The organism is Vibrio sp. V43_P6S15P86 (assembly GCF_009904725.1).
Classification (GTDB): Bacteria; Pseudomonadota; Gammaproteobacteria; order Enterobacterales; family Vibrionaceae; genus Vibrio; species Vibrio diabolicus.
In genome coordinates, this window is sequence record NZ_WXWT01000209.1 from 1 (window position 1) to 20,999 (window position 20,999).

Consider the following 20,999-nt stretch of genomic DNA (forward strand, 5'->3'; position numbering starts at 1 on the left):
TTTATGATTCATCTCTATTTTTTATCATTTATAAATTGTCGTTTTTGAGGTGTTGTCCAGAATGGCATTATCCACGTGCAACATAAGATTGCCGGGAATAAAAATAATTACAATACTGCCTTACTGGAAGATACATGAAAATCAAACCCCTCCCACCTTTAAATAGCCTCGTTGCGTTTGAAGCGTCGGCGCGGCACTTGAGTTTTACGTTAGCCGCTGACGAGCTAAACGTGACCCAAGGTGCTATCAGTCGCCAAATTAGACAATTAGAAGAATACTTAGGCAAGGCTATGTTCACGAGAGCCAATCGAAGCATTAACTTAACGCCTACAGGTCTTCAATATTATCAAGCCGTCAGCCAATCTTTGCTCGATATTGCTCAAATCACGGGTGAAGTGAAGAAGTGGCAGGGCGAACAAAAGATCACGGTTGCGACGACAAACGCAATGGCCGCTTTGTGGTTGTTGCCTAAGGTCGCTCAATTTCAAAATGAACATGATGACATCGATATAAGGATTTTGGCCTCAGATAATGTGTTGGACTTACGCCGATTAGATTGCGATATCGCCTTGTTTTATTGTCGCACTCCACCTGCGGAAATGGATGTGACAACGCTATTTTCAGAAGAAGTATTCCCTGTGTGTAGCCCGCTTTATTTAGAGAAAATAGGCCAGCCTAGTGAGCCAGAAGAAATCTTCAATAAAACGTTACTCTATCTGGAAGAGTCTCAAAGAGATTGGGTGAATTGGGAGCAGTGGTTTGCGAGTGTGGGGTTGCCAAATATTTCGCCTCGTAATCGCATGAACATCAATAACTATCCAATGCTGTTACAAGCGGCAATTAATGGTCAGGGCATCGCGTTAGCCTGGGGCTCATTAGTGGACGACTATTTACAAAGCGGCGCTTTGGTTAGGCCAGTCGAACACGTTCTTTCAACTCCCTCTAATTTTTCTATGCTTGAACCTAAAAATAGAGGTTTAATCCCAGCAAGCGTCAAACGTTTTAGAGAATGGCTTTTGCATCGGTTGCCAGATGAAGTGGGTGACCGAGGCCTAGCCTAAATCAATAAGCAGAGAAAAGAACAGAGTTTGGTCATGTTAAAAAAGCGGGAATATCAGTTCCCGCTTTGTTTGAATTGATTGGATGAAATGACGCACTAAGTGAGTGCTGGTCCTTGATTGAGTGTCGAATCATCTTTCAGCGAGGATGTTGAAGTAATAGGCTGGGAAGCCACAGTTTTGCTTTCAACAAGCGGTTCAACAGGACCATCAAGTTTCTCTTGCTCTGGGTGAACGTGCTCTGGAAGCATTGCCCATGGCTTAGGTTCGCGTCGAATACTATGGAACAGCGTTAAGCTCATCACCGCGATAAAAATGGCGATAGGGAAACCGGCAATAATGGAGGCCGTTTGCATTGCTTTTAAACCTCCTGCGTATAGAAGCACTCCCGCAATGGCAGCGATCATGATTCCCCACAATACGCGTATAGACGTAGGAGGCTCACTGTGTCCAGCGGCATCGAGGGTACATAGAACCAAGGTACCCGAGTCAGCGGAGGTAATGAAATAAGTACCGAGTAATAGACACGCAAGCACGCTAAGTAGTTTACCAAACATACCTGTATCTAGATTGTCGAATAGCGTAAACAAAGCGCGTGTCGTATCGGCTTTAGTCGCTTCAAGAATCGGGCCGCCAGAAAAATCTGCAGGTGGTGTTTGTTTTGCTTCTTGTGCCGCAGTGACTTGCTCTTGATGAGCAACACGAGCGTCTTGCTCTACCTTCAACGCTGCACCACCAAATACTGAAATCCATAAAAAAGTGATTAGCGTAGGTACAATTAATGCACCACCGATAAGTTCACGTATTGTGCGTCCTTTAGAGATACGAGCTACAAACATGCCAACGAAAGGTGCCCAAGTCATCCACCAAGGCCAGTAATAAGCCGTCCACCAGTTTTGCCAGCCAGAGTCATTCTGTGCATCACTCCATAAGCTCATACCGACAATGTTTTGCGCATAAAGCCCCGTGCTTTCAAGTAGCGTATTTAAGATATAGCGAGTTGGGCCAATGTAAAGTACGACCAGCACGAGTGCGAGTGAAAGCAGCATGTTCCATTCTGATAAACGGCGAATACCTTTCCCTACACCAGATAGCACCGATGCAACCGCACAAGTACAAAGGGAAACGATAATAAAGAGTTGAATCCCCAAACTAATGTCTAGACCAAAGGCTTGATTCAAACCAGAGTTTATTTGGATAACTCCCATCCCCAAGGTTTGAGAGATACCGAAAGCAGTCACCGCGACTGTTAGGATATCAACCGTGTGCCCGATAGGCCCATAAATACGATCGCCAATCAAAGGGTACAAGATAGAGCGTAGGGTAAAAGGTAGATCTTTACGGTAGGAAAAGTAGGCTAATGCGAGTGCAACAATAATAAAGACAGACCAAGGATGTAGACCCCAGTGAAAGAATGTCAGTTTCATTGATGTTGTTGCGGCTTCATTGGTCAGGCCTTGAGTAAATGGGTTGTCAGCGTAATGCCACATCGGTTCGGCGACCGACCAGAAAATTAAGCCTATCCCCATGCCTCCGGAAAAAAGCATGGATACCCAAGACAAATAACTAAACTCTGGTTTTTCATCATCTTTACTCAAACGAATATGTCCATATCGACTAACCATAAGATAAAGAAGAAAACCGACAACGAGTGAAACAAGTCCGATGTAAAACCACTTCATATTCTGCAGCAAAATGCCGGAAATCGTTTCGAAGTATTGGCCCGCTTGGTTGGCGAGAATGGCGCAGAAAAGTACAAAACCGATAACGACGATCTTTGATGCGATAGTCACAGTCGGATTGAGCCCTTTCAATATCCCAGATGTTGCTCTCATAGGCATCCCTCACAGTGCTTTTGTTTTAGCGTTATTGTTTGTTGCGTTATTGTTAATTTTTGAAAGAGAGTAGAGAGAGGGCTTTTGTGTTTCAACTGATTAATACTCATCGGTTAATGAGTATTAATCATGACAAGAAGAAGCTTGTTAATTAAAAGGTTATTTTGTTGTTTGAGATCAATGCACGAATGACAAAAACTCATCCAAACCCGGCGAAAAAGTCGTTTGTTTGTTGCTGGGTTGTTAATCAAAATCATCTCCACTAACACAACACGATGTTGTACGCACTGGATGCAACTCGACTCTCGGAGATAAGAATATGAGCAATGTCAACCAAACCATTATTCCTGTTGAACTTGTTGATAATGTACTGAACCCAATCAGTGAAGCAACAGGGATGCCGAATCAGGCCTACACCAGCGAAGAGTATTTTACCTTTGAGCGTGATCAGGTGTTTGGTAACACTTGGGTATGCATTGGTTTTGCATCAGACCTGCTTAAAAATGGTTATGTGATGCCACTTGATTTCATGAATCTTCCACTACTCATGATGAGAAATCGTCAAGGTGAAGTCCAAGTCTTCCACAACGTGTGTAGCCACCGAGGTATGAAGCTGGTGCATGAGGCAGGCGAAGTTCAAGGCATGATTCGCTGTCCTTACCATTCATGGACGTACGATCTTGACGGTAATCTAAAAGGCACACCACACATCGGTGGTATCGCAAAACACAAAGATGATCGATTTAAGTGTGAAAAACACGGCCTTAAGCCACTCCGTTCAGCCGTTTGGATGGACATGGTATTTGTCAACTTATCGGGCAATGCTGAAAGCTTTGAAGATCATATCGCGCCGCTAGAGCAACGTTGGCAGCAATTCTTAGGTGAAGATGGGTTAGGGCTTCTTCGCCGCGTGAACATGGGTGGCAACTTAGAGATCGAAGTGAAAAGTAACTGGAAGCTTGCCGTAGAAAACTACTGCGAGGCTTACCACTTACCTTGGGTGCATCCGAGTTTGAACAGTTATTCTCGCCTAGAGGATCACTACAACATCATGTTTGCAGAGCGCTTTGCTGGTCAAGGTAGTCTCGCGTACAACCTTTCTGATACAGCAGGAACACACTTACCTAAATTTCCAAGCTGGCCAGAAGATAAACTGCGTCATGCAGAATACGTTGCACTCTTTCCAAACGTGTTGCTTGGTATTCAAGCCGATCATGCCTTTGCAATGATGATTGAACCAATCACTGCGAATAAGAGTGTTGAGCACCTACGTGTTTTCTATGTGGGTGATGAAGCAACGAAAGATGAGTTTGCTGCGTGTCGTACCGCTACCGTTGAGTCGTGGCGAGTCGTGTTCGGCGAAGATATTGGAGCGGTCGAAGGTATGCAGGAAGGTCGTTACTCACCTGGCTTTAGTGGTGGCGTGTTCTCACCAGAAATGGATGTTCCGACGCATTTCTTCCAAACCTGGTTGGCAAAGCAAGTGAAAGCGGCACTGGAGCAGTAAGATGATGCATTACCTTAATTATATTGATGGTGAGTGGTGCGATTCAGAGCAAGCGCTGACCGTCATGAATCCTGGCACAGCCGAAGCGTATGCGACGATTGCAGAAGCCACTATCACCGATGCCGATCGCGCAATGGCAGCGGCACGCCGAGTGGTCAATCAAGGCCTTCTTTCGGACGTTCGTCCCGCCGTCAGAACCGAGTGGATGTTAAAAGCCGCCGCAGCTATTCGTGAAATGGTTGATGAAGGTGGGTTAGTTGCCTGTCGTGAAAATGGGAAATCTTTGCAAGATGCCAAAGATGAGTTTTTAGAGTCGGCACGTTACTTCGAATACTACGCTGGCATGGCCGACAAGCTGGAAGGCACGTCAATTCCGTTGGGTAAAGACTATGTCGACTTCACTCAATATGTGCCGTTTGGCGTGTCAGTGCAGATTGTGCCGTGGAACTTCCCTGTCTCTATTTGTGCACGCTCATTGGCACCTGCATTAGCCGCCGGTAACGCAGTGGTGATCAAATCGCCAGAGATTTCTCCACTTGCCATGACGTTGTTGATTAAAGCGATTGAAAAAGCGGGCTTCCCAAAAGGCACGATTAACTTGCTATGTGGCAAAGGCTCCGTCGTTGGCAGTCATTTGGTGCAGCATCAAGAGGTCGATCAAATTGTCTTTACGGGTTCTGTACCGACCGGCCAACGCATTCTGCAAGATTCAGCGCAACGCGCTACTCCATCGGTGATGGAGCTGGGTGGTAAATCGGCTGCTATCGCACTGAAAGATGCGAACCTTGAAACACTTTTGAAAAGCGTTCAGGTCGGTATTTTCTTTAACGCTGGTCAAGTGTGCTCGGCAATGTCTCGTTTGCTGATTCAAAAAGAGCGTTATGAAGAAGTAAAAGCGGCGGTAGTGGAAATGGCAAAAAGCCTAACTATTGGTCAAGGCGAAAGCCAGCCGGACATCACACCGTTGGTATCTGCTGATCAACAAGCACGCGTGCTTGAAATGATAGAACAAGCAAAAGCCGACGGCGCGAATATCCTAACGGGTGGCTACGCACCTGATTTATCGGGTTACTTTGTGGCACCAACGGTGATTGAAGCCTCACCAGATATGCGTATTGCTCAAGAAGAAGTGTTTGGCCCTGTACTGGTGATTACACCGTTTGAAACTGAACACGAAGCGATCGATATCGCGAATGGCACTGATTTTGGCCTGGTTGCTGGTGTCTTTGGTGAAAGCCTAAACCAAACATTGCGTGTGGCACAGCAACTGCGTGGTGGACAAGTGTTCATCAATGAATGGTTTGCTGGTGGTATCGAAACACCATTCGGTGGCGTGGGCTTGTCCGGTTTTGGGCGAGAAAAAGGACAAGAAGCGATTTATAGCTATGTCCAGACACGCAATATTGCCATTCGTTTGCAGCAAGACAGCAACGTATAGCTACCGTGTAACTTGATTTTCATCACCTCGCACCGGCTTGGATTTCAGACCACAAGCTAGGGCGAGGTTGATGGAATCGCTACAAATCTGACAGTGGTTTGTAAACACGGAAATTCTGAACAAGGTAGTTGGAGTAAAAGTGATGAGAAAGTGGCTCTGTATTATTTGCGGCTTAATCTATGATGAAGCACAAGGTTGGCCATCCGATGGCATTGCACCAGGAACAGCATGGGAAGATGTGCCGGATGATTGGTTATGCCCCGACTGTTTAGTGGGTAAGGCCGATTTTGAAATGATCGAAATCACCTACGATGAGCCAGTAGAAGAGGTCGCGGCAGTGTCTTCGGTATCGGTAGGATCGTCTGTTCAGCCAAATTCGGCTCAGCCACTTCCATCTGAAGTCACTCAACCTATATTTTCAGCTGACCCTATCGTTATCATCGGTAGTGGCCACAGTGGTTACCAGTTGGCAGCGGCACTTAGAGCGCAATCTGAAACGGTTCCGATCACTGTCTTTACCGCTGATGATGGCGCACTGTACAGCAAGCCTGCCTTGTCTAATGCACTGGCCATGAAGAAAGATGGCGACGCGCTACAAAGTGAGAGCGCGTTGGAGTGGGAAAGCCGTCTCAATGTCCGCGTTTACCCGCATACCCGCGTTGAAAAGATCGAGCGTGCCAATTCAACGCTACACACCTCTATCGGTAAATACGCCTACAGCCGTTTGGTACTGGCAACAGGTGCATCACCGATTGAAATCCCAATTGAGGGCGATCGCTCTTGTGTTATGAGTGTGAACGACTTAGTTGATTACCGCCGTTTCAGAGCGGAGCTGCAAGACAAAAAGCGCATCGCAATCCTCGGCGATGGCTTAATTGGCTGTGAGTTCGCGAATGACCTGATCGAAGGCGGCTATGAAGTGACAGTTATCGGGTTAGGTCAATGGCCAATGGAGCGTTTGATCCCGCAACAGTTGGGTGAATCATTACAAAGCGCACTTGCAGATCGAGGCGTGCAATGGGCTCTACAAGACAGTATCGCCAGAATCGAGCCAAGGTCCGAATCAAGCGCGGTTTTGCATCTAAACAGTGGCAAGCAGATTGAAGCAGACCTAGTGCTAAGCGCGGTTGGGCTCAAGCCAAATGTATCGCTGGCTGAGCAAGCAGGGCTCGAAGTGGGCCGCGGCATTAAAGTGAATCAATTCGGCCAGACGAGTGATGAGAGTATTTACTCGCTAGGCGACTGTGTTGAAACCGAGCAAGGTTGGCAGCCGTATATTGCGCCGATTAATCAAATGATTCCTTCCGTAGCGAAAAGCTTGCTAGGCGATGTCGCGTCAATCTCGTTAACGCCAACCCCTGTGATTGTAAAAACGCCGATTCTTCCACTCACTATTTTCCCGGTTGCCCCGAACGAACTGGGACAATGGTACATCGAGAGTCAGGCAGATGAATTGACCGCTGCGTTTTATTCTCCTGAGGGAACGATGCTTGGCTTTGCGTTGCTAGGAAGAAAAGTACAGTCATTACGAGGTCCTTGGCTAGATCAATTGTCATTGAAACTGTCAGCAGCGTAACGGAGAAAGAAGATGATTCATTTACCCAATGATGATGCAACATGTGGTTGGTACCATGCGTTGCCAAGTATTGCAGAAAAACCAGCGTTAAAAGGTAAACAAACTGCTGACTATGCCGTGCTAGGTGCCGGTTTCGCTGGACTAGCTATGGCAAGACGTTTAGCTGAGCTTCAGCCTAACGCACGAATTATACTGATTGATGCGCAACGTATCGGCCAAGGGGCGTCAGGGAGAAATTCGGGCTTTGTGATCGATTTGCCTCATAAGTTTTCACTTGAGCATCCCGATCCTGAGCACAAACAAAAGTTATTATCGCTCAACCGTTCTGCGATTGCTCAGCTAGACACTTTAGTGTCGAAGCACAGTATTTCTTGTCAGTGGTCAGCAAAGGGCAAATATCAAGGAGCCGTAGGGGCGCGCGGTGAAGCGTATCTCGATCACTTTGAGCACCTAATGAAAGACCTTGGCGAACCATACTTCCATGTTAATGGCAGTGAGCTGGCGAAAGTCTTAGGGACAAATTACTACAGCCGCGCAATTTACACGCCAGGTGGTTATTTAATGCAACCTGCTGCTCTGGTGCGTGGGCTAGGGGAAAGCCTTCCAGAGAATGTCGAGGTGTTAGAAAACTCGCCAATCCGCAAACTCAGTAAAGAAAACGGTTACTGGGTATTACATGGAGATAGTGGTTCTGTTGAAACCACTGAACTGTTACTTGGCACCAGCATTTTTACTCGTGAGTTTGGTTACCTTAAAAACAGATTACTGCCAGTGATGACGTTTGCAAGCTGGACGCGTCCATTGACCGACGCAGAAATGCAACGATACGGAGGTGAGCTGAATTGGGGTTTAACTCCAGCAGATCATGCGGGAACGACGTTACGTATGACCGCCGATCGACGTATTTTGATCCGAAATACTTACAAACACGTGCCGAAATATGGCTCAAGCATGAACGATAAAGTCAGAGAGCAAATCCGAGACGATCATCGTCAAGTCTTTTTGGCGCGTTACCCCGAGCTGGCCGACGTACCATTTACTCACACATGGGGTGGGGTATATGCCATCTCTCGTAACTTTACTAACTTTTTTGGTCAATTAGATGAAGGTGTTTATGCCAGCGCTTGTGACAATGGTGTTGGCGCTGCGTGGGGAACCATTTCTGGAACGCTGTTAGCTGACTATGTCGTTGGTGCGACATCTAAATCATTGGATGACATACAGCAAGTGACAGGAATGCCTTGTTTGAATCCGCCAGAGCCTTTTTTAGGCATGGGAGTAAAAACGCGTATCCAATTAGCAAAATGGCAAAGCCGGAGTGAGTTATGAAGCAAGTCAAACTCGTTGATAGTAAAAACCTAGATTTTAATGTTCGTGGTGATACGCCGGGAATGGCGTACGTAGCCCGAGCGTTAAGCCCAGAAATCTCACCAAACATTGGCGTAGGCTTTGCTAAATGGGAAGGCGCTCAAGTGGCTTGGACGGTGCTTTATGATGAGGTTATTTTTGTGATTGAAGGCTGTTTCGAGCTGACCGCAAATGGTGAGACACATTTTGTGCACCCAGGTCAAATGCTGTGGATCCCGGAAGGAACCGAGCTAGTTTATGGTGGGCATGCTCTATTCGGCTACGTGGTTCATCCAGGAAACTGGAAAGAGCTACACGGGATTGAATGACTTGTTTTACAGACGAGACAACGACTTGAAGTTCTACTCGTGTTAAATCAAAAATCGTTCACAGTGTATGTGAGCCAAATCAACTCGCCCGTCAAGGGCATGTCACCGAAGCCTACTTCTTGAAGTCATTAGGGTATATACATCAGTTTTAACGATAGCCATATCGAGATGCTTGGTATGGCTTTTATCGTTAAGGATAATAATCTCATTGGATCAAGGGGTATATAATCGTTAAATTGCACTTGCGACATCTTTGCGCTGTGACTGGCAATTCAAACTATTGTTTTAGCCAATAGAAACACTAAAAATTATCCACCAAATAATACGTTACTGAGTCTGGCCGTTGCATTTACGGCTGCCTATTTCGCAGCCGATGATTATTACTTAATATAAGAACTCACCATGCACACTCGTCGTGAACGCGTATTTGATCCCTTTCATCGTCTAACGGTATTTACAGATAAATGGCGACTTGGATCTAAATCTTATCTTACTGATCTCGCATCTATTGCCTTATTGCTGTTACCGCTGACGCTATCTAACGCACTTGCCATCTTTCTTGGTCACGCTTCTAGAATCCTAGGGGTGTCAGAGGTTTCTCAGTTATTGTTCCATCTTTCTGATATTTTAATCAACTTATATCCCACAGCGTTTTGCATTGTGGCTGGTTACTATTTATCGCATAAAGTGAACGTGTCGAGCGCGATTATCATCATTTATTCGTTGGTCATGTTCTATTTAATTTCAATAGAGAATGACAGCCTTTCTAGTAATTACATGTTGCCGAATAACCCGTTATTAGCACTCTTCAGTGCAACGGTGTCATACGTTTATTGTAAAAGTTTCCGAATTGAGTTGCTTGATCCTCAAGCAATGGACTTCTCTTCTCGTCTTTTTAAAGATGTCTTACATTTTTTCGTATTCGTTTTATTTGCGGTTTGCTTATCTCATGTCACCGCAGCGGTGATGAATGCTTTTACTACAACAGTGGCTGGACTTAACTCTGATCCGCTGACGTTCACAGGAGGATTATTTTATCAATCCATCTTGAGCTTATTAGGAGCAGCGGGCATTAATGGTCACAACATGTTGTTTGCCATCAAGCAGCAAATATACGCTGCGACCGAAGCCAACATGGCTGCTTGGCAAACAGGCGAAGCGTCGCTTAAAGTTATTAGCCAAGGTTTTTACGACGCATTTTTATCCATGGGCGGGTCAGGGAATAGCATCAGTTTACTCCTGTGTCTGTTATTGTTCGCTAAAGAGCGCAATCATATTTTACTGGCGTTAGCGGCAGCACCATTGGTGATGTTCAACATCAATGAAGTGCTGCTATTTGGCTTGCCTATCATCTTTAATCCTATTCTGGTCGTCCCATTTGTATTAGTGCCGCTGGTAAGTTTTATCATCACCTACTGCGCAATTGCTTCCGGCTTAATTGCGCCTGTTGAAAATATTGTGAACTGGATGACACCGCCTCTGTTGAGTGGTTATGTTGCAATGGGGCATCAGGTCCAGGGGGCGATACTTCAACTGGTGGTGATTGCGATTGGTGTACTAATTTATCGACCTTTTTATCTAGCCTATGCAGGCAAATATGTGGGGCAGCTTGGTGTAAGTAATACTTACAATGGTTTAGAACAAGCCCTATTTAAATCACTACTCAGTAGTGTGAAAGATGCGAACACATCGAGTATCAGCAAGTCATCCGCGCAGAAGCGTTTAACTTCCATTCTTCGTGAAGGCGAGTTGGTGATGTTTTATCAAAAGCAGCATTCAACAAAGGATGCGGAACAGTATTCTTACGAAGCGCTTATTCGATATAAAGATGAAGATGGAAACTTACTTTCACCAACGTTTATTGAAGATTTTCACCGGTTAGATGCTATGCCACTGCTCGATAAACTAGTTCTCGAAAAGGTGTTGTCGGATATGAAGGAAATGGGATTATCTGATCAGCGAAGAGTGGCCATTAATGTTTCTGTTGCTACCATTCAACAAGTGGATTTTGTTCAGCATTTACAGGGCAGGTTGGTCTATTTTGGAATCCCGGCTGAATGGCTTGAAATTGAAATTACTGAAGAAGCCGTATTAGACAATGAAGTTTCTTTAACTAGCACCATGAAAGCTCTACAGAGTATGGGAGTTCGTATCACAATGGATGATTTTGGTACGGGCTACGCATCGTTTCCTCATTTGTTCAAGTATCCATTTAACAAGATTAAGCTAGACAGATCGCTGCTATTGGACGCTAACGATCATCGTGGACGTCAACTGTATCGATTGGTTGCTAAGTTAGGACATATTGCAAATTGCGAGGTCGTAGCGGAAGGGGTGGAAACGCAGTCTGACTATGACTTTGTGCGGTCAAGTGGGGTTGATAAAGTTCAAGGGTTTTACTTAGCAAGACCTGTACCTTTGGATGAGATTATCCATCGACGTGCCTAACTAAGGTGCAATAAAAAGGGAAGCGATGGCTTCCCTATAGTGAGTCTTGTTTTGACTTAGTTAGCTCTTATTTGAACTCAAATTTACCCTGCATGATCGCCCAGTGACCAGGGAACGAGCAGAAGAATGAGTAGTCGCCGCCAGCTTTCATTTTTTCAGTGCTGAAAGTAATGCTGGTGCTTTCACCGCCGCCAATCACTTTTGTGTGAGCGTATACACGGTCGTCATTTGGCTTCACGTAATTGTTTTCTGCACCTGCTGCCATGCCGTCCGTACCTACTGCTTGTAGATTAGCGGTATCTGCGATAACGACGTTGTGACCCATTGATTGTGCAGGCATTTTACCTGTGTGGTTTAGCGTCAGTTTTACTTCTTTACAAGTGGCTGGAACGCTCAGTGTTTTAGTAGAAAACTGCATCATATCGTTAGCATCTAGGGACACTTCACACTCGGCACTGGCTTGGGCACCAAAGCTCATTCCTACTAATGCGAAGGTTGCTGCTAATAAACGTAAAGACATATAACACTCTCCATTTTATATTTTGGGCTGACTTGGATTAATCTCATCCAATAGTTCTCATTATCAGCCAATTTTCACTCGAAAAACGTGCTTCAAGCGGTATATTGACGTTTTGTTGCAAAGTTGTACTGGTTAGTTCCACTATTTGATCACTCATAGGCCCTATTTCATGCGATGGCGTGAGGTAAATCAAAAAAGAAAGGAACACGCCCCGTACAGAGATAAGGTCTATCTTATTAAGCCTTTGGAGCAGTATCTTGGCATTTATTAGAAGTAGATTAGAGAAGGTGAGAGGAGAGGCTCAAGCATAAAAAAGCTCAGCCAAATTGCTGAGCTTTAACAGTTAGAGCGGCAGTTGACGTTTAGCGATTTTGCTTCAACGCATCTAACGCTTCATGTAATGACGGCACGATGGAATGACCAAATTGTTTTACCTCTTCGCAAGGTTCAACTAAATCCGGAATCTGATAAGTAACCATATTCGCTGCCACCGCTGCGCGAACACCGTTATTGGAATCTTCAAAGGCCAAACATTGGCTTGGTTCTACATCCAGACGATTCGCTGCCAACAAATAGATTTCTGGATCGGGTTTACCGTGGTTTACCTCGCAGCCTGTGGTGAGGTTGTCGAAGTACTTACTCAAACCCGCTAATTCCAGTTTGATTTTCGCCACCTCTTTTGCCGTAGAAGTCGCTACTGCGATTGGTAAGCCTTGTGCTTTCAGCCATTCTAGCAGCTCAACAACACCATTTTTCACTGGGATGGCTTGGTGTTTGACGACAGCATTGTAACGAGTACGCCATTCATGATGCAGGCGGTCTAGGTTCTCACCGTAGGCTTTGCGGAAAATTGCTTCAATACCTGCCGCATTACGACCAATGATCGACAGGTAAACATCTTCATAAAACGGAAGGTTTTGGACTTCACATGCTTCTTGGAAAATACGCATACAGACGCGCTCAGTATCAAGGAGCAAACCATCCATATCAAAAATAGCAGCTTGGTAGTTCATTACATTACAGACTTTTCGATTGTGATGGTGCATTTTGACATAAGCGAGATAGATTTTCTTGCGGAATTCAAACCGTCCGTATCCTTTTTTACTTTATACCTAGCCGTTTGGCTAAGCGATGTAAATTACCATTATCGAGTTCTAACTGACGTGCTGTTGCAGCCCAGTTTCCTTGATTCTGCTCTAGTGCTTTTACAATCATGGCTTTTTGGAAGGTGTCAGTGGCTTGCTTTAAACCAGCGTCTGACAGTTCAAATGAAGAGCTAGGTATACCTGACTCTTCAGTGGTGGGCTGATTGTTCGACGCTTTGATATCGAAATCTTGTTCCACCAATTCGATATCCAGCGATTGAGTTCTAGCTTTGGCAAGCACACCCGCTCGTTTGATGACGTGTTCCAGTTCACGCACGTTGCCCGGCCAAGAGTAATCTTTAAGTGCTTGAACTAGAGTAGGAGAGAGTCGAACACTGTTCAGCTCCAACTTGCTGCGTAGTTGCTCTGCAAAGAAACCAGCCAGTAGCACGACATCGTCTTCACGTTCACGAAGTGGGGGAACATGAAGAGGGAATACACTCAAACGGTGGTACAAATCTGCTCTGAAACGGCCAGCTTTTACTTCTTCATGCAGAACACGGTTCGTTGCCGCCACAATGCGTGTATTGACTCGAATATGGCGGTCATCACCCACACGTTGGATGTCGCCGTATTGGAGAGCTCGAAGTAACTTAGCTTGCAGTTCTAACGACAGTTCGCCAACTTCATCCAAGAATAGTGTGCCGCCGTCGGCTTGCTCGAACTTACCCTTGCGATTGCTGATTGCACCTGTAAATGCGCCTTTGATATGGCCGAAAAGCTCACTCTCTGCGACAGACTCAGGTAACGCGGCACAGTTTAAGTACACCAAGGTATTATTGGCTCGGTGAGAGCGATGATGAATTGCGTTTGCGACGAGCTCTTTACCAACCCCTGTTTCACCCATTATCAACACAGATAGTTCGGTATCTGCCACCGCATCGATTTGCTCTTGAAGTGCTTTCATCCCAGCAGATTTGCCAATGATTTCGTTGCTTAGTGTGCGTTTCTCAGTGTAAGACTCACGTGGCAAGCTGGCTTGTGTTTCTAACTGCTCCAGTAGTAGAGCAGTGTGCAAGCCACCCGCGGCTAACGCACTGACAAAGCGTAGTTCTTGATTGAGTAAACCATCAAACTGATTCGGGTCGAAGGCATCAATAGTGATCGCGCCAATCAATTGATCGTCGATCAACAAAGGGAGACCAATACATGAATGGACGTGCAGCTTGTCGTCGTGGTTCGGAATTAACCCGTCATAGGGATCGGGTAAGTCGCTATTCGATGGAAACCGTACGATATCGCCAGCGCGTGCAATGGCTTCCAATCTCGGGTGTTGGTTTATAGAAAAACGGCGTCCCAATACTTCCTTTGCTAAGCCATTGATAGCCAGCGGCTTAAAGTGCTGATCTTCATACAAAAGAAGAGCAGAAGCATCACATTTTAATACCTCGCGAATCGTGGTTAATAAGGTATCAAATCGAGCTTGCCGAGTGAGTGCTGAATTTAGGTCTTGCGTGATGTGTAGCCATTGCGCGATTAAAGAAGTCATAGCCAATACCAATTGTGTCAATATGACTATTTTAGTGTCTAATTGACATTTTTCAACTGTGTCAAAATGACATTGTATTGAGTTGTTTCGTTTTTAAGTTATTGAATTATATTGAAAGTTAAAGTTGGCACGCCCAGTGCACTACTGAAAGAAATTATTTTTGTTTATTTCGTCATTCAAGGTAGTAATCATGACAATTCACGTAAAAAACAACATTCACTGGGTAGGTCAACGCGATTGGGAAATTCAAGATTTCCATGGTACAGAATACAAAATGACAAAAGGTACCAGCTACAACAGTTATCTAATTCGTGAAGAAAAAACGGTGCTGATCGATACGGTCGATCATCGATTCAGCCAGCAATTTATCCAGAACCTAGAAATGGAAATCGATCTTAAGACGATCGATTTTATCGTCGTGAACCATGCAGAAGAAGATCACTCAGGCGCATTGTCTGCATTGATGGAGAAGATTCCGAACACGCCAATTTACTGTACAGAAGCGGCGATTGATTCGATTGTGGGTCATCACCATCATCCCGAATGGAACTTTAAAACGGTAAAAACGGGTGACAGCATCGATATTGGTAACGGTAAACAATTGGTATTTGTAGAAGCGCCGATGTTGCACTGGCCAGACAGTATGATGGCATACCTAACGGGCGATGCGGTGCTGTTTAGTAATGACGCATTTGGTCAGCACTACTGCGATGAGCGTTTGTTCAATGATGAGGTGGACCAAAATGAGTTGATGGAACAGTGTCTGCGTTACTACTCAAACATCCTAACGCCATTCAGCAGCTTGGTAACCGCTAAAATCAAAGAAGTGTTGAGCTTTAATTTGCCTGTCGACATGATTGCAACTTCACACGGTATTGTGTGGCGCGATAACCCAGTTCAAATCATCGAGCAATATTTGGAATGGGCGGATAACTACCAAGAAGATCGTATTACCATCTTCTACGATTCTATGTCGAACAATACCCGAATGATGGCGGACGCGATTGCACAGGGCATTCACGATGTCGACCCGGGTGTCGCGGTTAAAGTCTTTAATGTCTCTAAGCACGATAAGAATGAAATTCTCGCCAATGTATTCCGCTCAAAAGGCATCTTGGTTGGTTCGTCTACCATGAATAACGTCATGATGCCGAAGATTGCTGGCATGCTGGAGGAGATCACAGGTCTTCGTTTTAAAGCCAAGAAAGCCGCTGCCTTTGGTAGTTATGGCTGGAATGGTGGTGCGGTAGACCGTATCCACGCACGGTTGACCGACGCGGGTTTTGAAACGGCAGTCAGCCTGAAAACTAAATGGCGACCAGATGGTAAAGCGATGCGTGAGTGTCGTGAACATGGCAAGAGCATCGCGAAATTGTGGGCGAAACATTCACTAACAAGCCCTGTTGCGTCTCCGATGATGGCTGCGTCTGCACCGCAAGTTCAATCACAGCCCGTTGTACAAGTAGAAACGCAAGCCGTAGTCGAAAGGGAGCTTATTAATCCAAGCTCAGAAGCTCATCCATCAGATTGCCAATGCATGATTTGCACCGTTTGTAACTGGGTGTATGACCCTGCTCAGGGTGAGCCTAATCAAGGAATTGAAGCGGGTACCACGTGGTCAGACGTTCCGGATTACTTCCTTTGCCCTGAGTGTCACTTGGGTAAAGATGTATTTGTTGAGTTCAAGGGTTAAGGAGCTGTGATGCAAGCACCAATTGTAATCATAGGCAGTGGCTTTGCTGCCTATCAACTGGTTAAAACTGTGCGTCGAATGGATGCACAGGTGTCAATTCAAGTATTCACCGCTGATGACGGTGCGGAGTATAACAAGCCCGATTTGAGCCATGTGTTCAGTAGAAAACACACCGCGAGGGATCTGGTGGTAAAAACGGGAGAAGCGTTTGCTCAAGAGCATCATATCGAGTTATTAACCCACACTAAAATTGATAGTGTGGATACGCAAGCCCAACAAGTGGTAGCAGATGGACAAGTTTATGCGTACTCCAAACTGGTTTTTGCAACGGGTGCGAAAGCTTTTGTTCCTCCAATGCGAGGTGATGCTTCTGGCGATATCCTAACGCTCAATTCGTTACAAGAGTATCAGCTCGCAGAAGAGAGAATCAGTCAAGCAAAGCGCGTAATGGTTATCGGTGGTGGTTTGATTGGCGTTGAGATTGCAATGGATATTGCGAGCAGCGGTAAAGCCGTTACGGTGGTTGAATCAAACCAACGCTTGCTTGCCAATCTTATTCCTGAGTTTGTGGCGTTGCCTCTGGAAAGCCAACTTAAGCAGCAAGGCATTCAACTGGCGTTGGGAAATGGGGTTGTTGAGGTGAATCGTACCGCCGATTCGTTGATAGCGACTTTGAACAGCGGTGAAGTTATCGAGACTGATGTAGTGATTTCTGCCGCTGGCTTGCGTTCAAACACTCAATTAGCGAATGCTTGTGGATTAGAGGTTGGGAAAGGCATTGCTGTCGACGCTAAGCTGCAGACTTCTGCGAACAATGTATTCGCTCTGGGCGATTGCGCCGAGATACAAGGGCGTATGCTTCCATACCTTCAGCCAATCGTGTTGAGCGCTAATGTTTTAGGTAAGCAGTTGCTTGGGCAGGAAGCGCAATTGAAGTTGCCGCCAATGATGGTAAAAGTCAAAACGCCGAGTTACCCAATTCAGCTTGCCGGGGACTTCAGTGCTGTAGCGAATTGGAATGTGCAGATTTCTCAATCTGGCATCGTGGCAAAAGCTGAAAATGAACAAAGCATATTGACAGGGTTTGTTGTGACGGGCGAGCAAGTGGCTCAGGCTTTTCCGTTACTGCGTGAACTGTCTCAAGTCGCGCAATCGTAACTCGCTTCAAGCAGCACAATTTTATATTCAAAGAGGGTATAACCATGTCACATCTTCGTATACCGAAAGACTGGACGGTTCAACGTTCGACGCCATTTTTTACCAAAGGCAGTGTGCCTCCAGCTCTTCTAACTCATCACAACACAGCCGAAGGCGTGTTTGGGCAGTTATGCGTAATGGAGGGGCAAGTCACCTATTATGGTTTTGCAGATGAATTCGCGACAGAGCCTGAAATGGTCGTCGTGATCAACGCAGGTCAGTTCGCGACAAGCCCGCCACAGTATTGGCATCGTATTGAAATGAGCGATGATGCACAGTTCAATATTAACTTTTGGTCGAATAAAGATAAAAGTGGACAAGCGATGTTCCATGCTAAGCAGTAAACCTTTCTAGACAATTTGATTATTGCGTGAATTTATCGGGAAAAGCGCATATTAAGTAAAAGAGCAGAGACGTTTCTCTGCTCTTTTTTGCTTATTGGCAGTAACGACATGCAAACTTAATCAGCGATATTAACTGTAAGCCCGCGCCACACGACCTTCGCAATTCAAACTGTATTGTTTGGCGTAAGCTGGGATGAAAACAGATTGGCCTTTATCTACTACACACGTTTCACCATTTGCGTGTGTAATCACGAGCGGGGAATCTAGCGGCAACAGGATTTCTGCGGTTCTTACATCAAGCGTTCGTTGGTTGGCTTGTTTTACAATCGCGAATTTGAAATCGTCGACGGGAATTGGGTATTCCAACATGTCGTCGTTTTCGATTGGCGCAAGCAGTAGGGTGTCGAATGGCTTTTCTTCGAAGCGTGTGCATGCAACGAGTTCTTTTATATCCATATACTTCGGCGTTAAACCGGCACGTAGCACGTTGTCTGAGTTCGCCATGATCTCAAGCCCCGTACCTTTCAAGTACGCGTGTGGCGTTTCTGCATTCAAGAACATCGCTTCGCCTGGTTTCAGCGTGATGACGTTGAGTAGCAAGGGCGCAAACAAACCAATGTCGCCCGGGTATTGCGCTTCTAACTCCAAGACCAGGTTGAACAGAGGTAAGTCGGTGATGCGAGCTTGTGCCAATAGCACCGTCAACGCCATCTCTTTCTGTTCGCCTTCCAGTGACAATAGACCGGAGAAGAAGGTCGCTAAGCCCGTTGGCGTTTGGTTTGCGATAAGGTCATTCACCAAGCCTTGCAGCTCAGGAATCGCCAGCTCAGAGAAGAAGCTGATGATTTCACTTGTTGGGCGGAAGCCATTCATCGCTTGGTATTCGGTTAGCGCGTAAACCAATTCTGGTTTGTGGTTTGGATCTTTGTAGTTACGGTTTGCAGCGGTTAGGGGAATGTCTTGTTTTTCTTCCAGTGCAAAACCCAGTTCTGCTTGTTGCTTGTTTGGGTGCACCTGAATCGACAGTGCTTTCTCAGCAGCAAGCACTTTAAACAGGTATGGAAGTTCACCAAAACGGTTTGTGACTTCTTCACTCAGAAAGGCATTCATGTCTTGAGCAATCAGTGAAGAGAGTTTGGTCTCCTCACCGTTTACCATCACCAATGAGCAACCGTTTGGATGCGCACCCATCCATACTTCTGCTTGTGGTTCGCCCGTTGGGTTTTCAATGCCAAACAGTTGGTTAACAGAAGTAGTACTGCCCCAAGCGTAGTTTTGAATCACGTTGTTCATCAGGAAAAACATCGGATGCTTAGCTTGAGTTTGAATCGTTTGTGTATCGGACATCGTTAAATCAGACATAGAGTGTCACCATGAGAGAAAATCATGGCTTGGGCGACATTGCCCAAGCCATAGGAGCCATTTGGGGGTAGGGGTGATTAAGCGGCTGCTTGCATCATTTTTGCTTTACGAACTTTCTTCAGAGTTACACACGTTACTGCGGTAACCACTGCGCCAGCTGCCATACAAATCAGAGCAAGTACTGGGTGGTTCATCGCGCCAAGTAGAGCGACAACTGGACCGCCGTGAGCAACACTGTTGGTAATGCCGAATGAGAACGCCATTACTGCCGCTACCATTGAGCCAAGTACGTTTGCTGGAATCACTGACATTGGATCTTGCGCTGCGAACGGAATCGCACCTTCAGAGATACCAACCAGACCCATAGCACCTGCTGCTTTACCCGCTTCGGTTTCTGATTCTTCGAACAGGTCGAACTTACGACCAAGCGCCGTTGCCAGTGCCATGCCTAGAGGTGCAACAGGAATTGCACACGCCATCGCACCCATAAATTGAGTTTGACCACTCGCAATCATGCCCACAGAGAATAGGAACGCGACCTTGTTGAATGGACCACCCATATCGAAGCCAGCCATACCACCAAGTACGATACCCAATAGAACGACGTTACCTGTACTCATGCTAGTTAGTAGCGCAGTCAGACCGTCCATTAGGCTTGCGATTGGCGCGCCGATAACGAAGATGAAAAGACCTGCGATGAACAACGAGCCTGTGATTGGTGCGATCATGATTGGCACCAAAGGTTGGATGAATTTGTGGTAGTTAATCGACGTAATCCACTTCACGAAGTAACCCACAAGTAGACCGGCGATGATGGCACCGATAAAGCCTGTACCTGCTTCTGCGCCGTAGAAAGAACCGTTGTTTGCAATCCAACCACCGATCAAGCCAGGAGCTAGGGCAGGACGGTCAGCGATCGCGTAAGCGATGTAACCCGCTAGGATTGGGATCATCAGCGTAAAGGCAACCACACCTACGTTGAGGATTTGGTTCCACATGCTGCCTTCAGGAATAGCCATGCCCGCTTCACTTGGCTGACCACCGACGGCAAGAGCAAGTGCAATCAACAGACCACCCGTTACTACGAATGGGATCATGTGTGATACGCCGTTCATCAAGTAGCGGTAGAGGTCCGAGCGAGCCTGAGAGGCTTTGTTTGCCACAGATGCTTGTGCATTGCTGCTTGCTTCTGCTTGGTATTCTGGAGCGTTTAACGCTTCACTAATCAGTCCTTGAGCATCGCGGATTGGGGCTTTTACGTTGGTTTTAACCACGCGTTTGCCCGCGAAGCGGTTCATGTCGACTTGTTTGTCACAGGCGACGATGATGGCATCTGCACGCTCGATTTCTTCTGCGGTTGGGCTGTTTTTCACACCGATTGAACCGTTCGTTTCAACCTTGATTTCGTAACCCATCGCCGCAGCACCTTTCTCCAGTGCTTCTGCTGCTAAGTAGGTGTGCGCAACGCCCGCAGGACAACCGGTAACACCAATGACGAAACCTTGGTTTGCTGGAGCATCTGTCACTGGTTGCGGTTCTTCTTTAGCAAGAAGGAGTGCCAGTGCGTCTTGGCTGTTTGTTGCACCTAAAAACGCATCGATGAAACCATCTTCAATCAGTTTTGAAGACAGTTCTGCAAGTACTTCGATGTGGTGGTTATCGCCACCGTCTGGAGAAGCGATCATGAAGAACAGCTTTGAAGGTAAACCGT

Annotated in this window: 16 protein-coding genes; 10 read left to right on the forward strand and 6 right to left on the reverse strand. The window is 46.1% G+C overall.

Going from position 1 to position 20,999, the window contains the following annotated elements; all coding sequences use genetic code 11:
* Positions 1-134: 134 nt before the first annotated feature.
* The gene (locus CAG69_RS09155; RefSeq protein ID WP_161443852.1) at positions 135-1,061 is read left to right on the forward strand and encodes a LysR substrate-binding domain-containing protein; all 927 of its coding nucleotides are present in this window, start codon (positions 135-137) and stop codon (positions 1,059-1,061) included.
* 95 nt (positions 1,062-1,156) lie between these two features.
* On the opposite strand, the gene CAG69_RS09160 is transcribed toward CAG69_RS09155, so the two are convergent.
* Entirely contained in the window at positions 1,157-2,893 is a 1,737-nt protein-coding gene (locus CAG69_RS09160; RefSeq protein ID WP_161443854.1) for a BCCT family transporter, read from the reverse strand.
* 319 nt (positions 2,894-3,212) lie between these two features.
* Here CAG69_RS09160 and CAG69_RS09165 point away from each other — a divergent pair, with 319 nt between their 5' ends.
* The 6 genes from CAG69_RS09165 (at position 3,213) to CAG69_RS09190 (ending at position 11,538) form a co-directional block, all read left to right on the forward strand.
* Positions 3,213-4,400 (forward strand): aromatic ring-hydroxylating oxygenase subunit alpha, encoded by a 1,188-nt coding sequence (locus CAG69_RS09165; protein ID WP_005392447.1) that lies wholly within the window; start codon positions 3,213-3,215, stop codon positions 4,398-4,400.
* Position 4,401: 1 nt separating this feature from the next.
* Entirely contained in the window at positions 4,402-5,838 is a 1,437-nt protein-coding gene (locus tag CAG69_RS09170; RefSeq protein ID WP_161443856.1) for an aldehyde dehydrogenase family protein, read from the forward strand.
* Between the two features lie 142 nt (positions 5,839-5,980).
* Complete coding sequence (locus CAG69_RS09175) at positions 5,981-7,414, forward strand: FAD-dependent oxidoreductase (RefSeq protein WP_161443858.1); 1,434 nt, start codon at positions 5,981-5,983, stop codon at positions 7,412-7,414.
* A 12-nt stretch (positions 7,415-7,426) separates the two neighbouring features.
* Positions 7,427-8,743: an NAD(P)/FAD-dependent oxidoreductase gene (locus CAG69_RS09180; RefSeq protein WP_074189840.1), complete on the forward strand. Its 1,317-nt coding sequence runs from the start codon at positions 7,427-7,429 to the stop codon at positions 8,741-8,743.
* Positions 8,740-9,090 carry an ethanolamine utilization protein EutQ gene (locus tag CAG69_RS09185; protein WP_025768531.1) on the forward strand — a complete coding sequence of 117 codons (351 nt, stop codon included), beginning with the start codon at positions 8,740-8,742 and terminating at the stop codon, positions 9,088-9,090. Before CAG69_RS09180 ends, CAG69_RS09185 begins: the two co-directional genes overlap by 4 nt.
* A 402-nt stretch (positions 9,091-9,492) precedes the next feature.
* A complete protein-coding gene (locus CAG69_RS09190; RefSeq protein WP_161443860.1) occupies positions 9,493-11,538 on the forward strand; it encodes an EAL domain-containing protein in 2,046 nt (681 codons plus the stop codon).
* Positions 11,539-11,605: 67 nt separating this feature from the next.
* Here the strand turns inward: CAG69_RS09190 and azu are convergent, their stop codons facing one another.
* The 3 genes from azu to norR all read right to left on the reverse strand — a co-directional run bounded on the left by azu (position 11,606) and on the right by norR (position 14,692).
* Complete coding sequence (gene azu, locus CAG69_RS09195; RefSeq protein ID WP_005392455.1) at positions 11,606-12,058, reverse strand: azurin; 453 nt, start codon at positions 12,056-12,058, stop codon at positions 11,606-11,608.
* A gap of 362 nt (positions 12,059-12,420) precedes the next feature.
* Positions 12,421-13,071, reverse strand: coding sequence for an HAD family hydrolase (locus tag CAG69_RS09200; protein WP_005392456.1), 651 nt, complete (start codon positions 13,069-13,071; stop codon positions 12,421-12,423).
* 88 nt (positions 13,072-13,159) lie between these two features.
* Complete coding sequence (gene norR / locus CAG69_RS09205) at positions 13,160-14,692, reverse strand: nitric oxide reductase transcriptional regulator NorR (protein ID WP_161443862.1); 1,533 nt, start codon at positions 14,690-14,692, stop codon at positions 13,160-13,162.
* 190 nt (positions 14,693-14,882) lie between these two features.
* Between norR and norV the strand changes: the two genes are divergently transcribed.
* From norV to CAG69_RS09220, 3 genes are read left to right on the forward strand one after another with little or no spacing between them, the layout of a single operon-like run.
* Positions 14,883-16,385 (forward strand): anaerobic nitric oxide reductase flavorubredoxin, encoded by a 1,503-nt coding sequence (gene norV, locus CAG69_RS09210; RefSeq protein WP_161443864.1) that lies wholly within the window; start codon positions 14,883-14,885, stop codon positions 16,383-16,385.
* 9 nt (positions 16,386-16,394) lie between these two features.
* The gene (gene norW, locus CAG69_RS09215) at positions 16,395-17,543 is read left to right on the forward strand and encodes an NADH:flavorubredoxin reductase NorW (RefSeq protein ID WP_161443866.1); all 1,149 of its coding nucleotides are present in this window, start codon (positions 16,395-16,397) and stop codon (positions 17,541-17,543) included.
* 44 nt (positions 17,544-17,587) lie between these two features.
* Positions 17,588-17,926 carry a DUF1971 domain-containing protein gene (locus CAG69_RS09220; protein ID WP_006742231.1) on the forward strand — a complete coding sequence of 113 codons (339 nt, stop codon included), beginning with the start codon at positions 17,588-17,590 and terminating at the stop codon, positions 17,924-17,926.
* Between the two features lie 129 nt (positions 17,927-18,055).
* Here the strand turns inward: CAG69_RS09220 and manA are convergent, their stop codons facing one another.
* Both manA and CAG69_RS09230 read right to left on the reverse strand, forming a co-directional pair.
* Positions 18,056-19,288: a mannose-6-phosphate isomerase, class I gene (gene manA, locus CAG69_RS09225; protein ID WP_161443868.1), complete on the reverse strand. Its 1,233-nt coding sequence runs from the start codon at positions 19,286-19,288 to the stop codon at positions 18,056-18,058.
* Between the two features lie 77 nt (positions 19,289-19,365).
* The coding region (locus CAG69_RS09230) for a PTS fructose transporter subunit IIABC (RefSeq protein WP_161443870.1) at positions 19,366-20,999 on the reverse strand (1,634 nt) is incomplete at its 5' end.

Coding starts and splice junctions, on each gene's coding strand:
- azu (WP_005392455.1), bottom strand. CDS start 12,058: ATGTCTTTACGTTTATTAGCAGCAACCTTCGCATTAGTAGGAATGAGC.
- CAG69_RS09165 (WP_005392447.1), top strand. CDS start 3,213: ATGAGCAATGTCAACCAAACCATTATTCCTGTTGAACTTGTTGATAAT.
- CAG69_RS09170 (WP_161443856.1), top strand. CDS start 4,402: ATGATGCATTACCTTAATTATATTGATGGTGAGTGGTGCGATTCAGAG.
- CAG69_RS09160 (WP_161443854.1), bottom strand. CDS start 2,893: ATGAGAGCAACATCTGGGATATTGAAAGGGCTCAATCCGACTGTGACT.
- CAG69_RS09185 (WP_025768531.1), top strand. CDS start 8,740: ATGAAGCAAGTCAAACTCGTTGATAGTAAAAACCTAGATTTTAATGTT.
- CAG69_RS09180 (WP_074189840.1), top strand. CDS start 7,427: ATGATTCATTTACCCAATGATGATGCAACATGTGGTTGGTACCATGCG.
- norW (WP_161443866.1), top strand. CDS start 16,395: ATGCAAGCACCAATTGTAATCATAGGCAGTGGCTTTGCTGCCTATCAA.
- CAG69_RS09200 (WP_005392456.1), bottom strand. CDS start 13,071: ATGAACTACCAAGCTGCTATTTTTGATATGGATGGTTTGCTCCTTGAT.
- CAG69_RS09220 (WP_006742231.1), top strand. CDS start 17,588: ATGTCACATCTTCGTATACCGAAAGACTGGACGGTTCAACGTTCGACG.
- CAG69_RS09155 (WP_161443852.1), top strand. CDS start 135: ATGAAAATCAAACCCCTCCCACCTTTAAATAGCCTCGTTGCGTTTGAA.
- norR (WP_161443862.1), bottom strand. CDS start 14,692: ATGACTTCTTTAATCGCGCAATGGCTACACATCACGCAAGACCTAAAT.
- CAG69_RS09175 (WP_161443858.1), top strand. CDS start 5,981: ATGAGAAAGTGGCTCTGTATTATTTGCGGCTTAATCTATGATGAAGCA.
- norV (WP_161443864.1), top strand. CDS start 14,883: ATGACAATTCACGTAAAAAACAACATTCACTGGGTAGGTCAACGCGAT.
- manA (WP_161443868.1), bottom strand. CDS start 19,288: ATGTCTGATTTAACGATGTCCGATACACAAACGATTCAAACTCAAGCT.
- CAG69_RS09190 (WP_161443860.1), top strand. CDS start 9,493: ATGCACACTCGTCGTGAACGCGTATTTGATCCCTTTCATCGTCTAACG.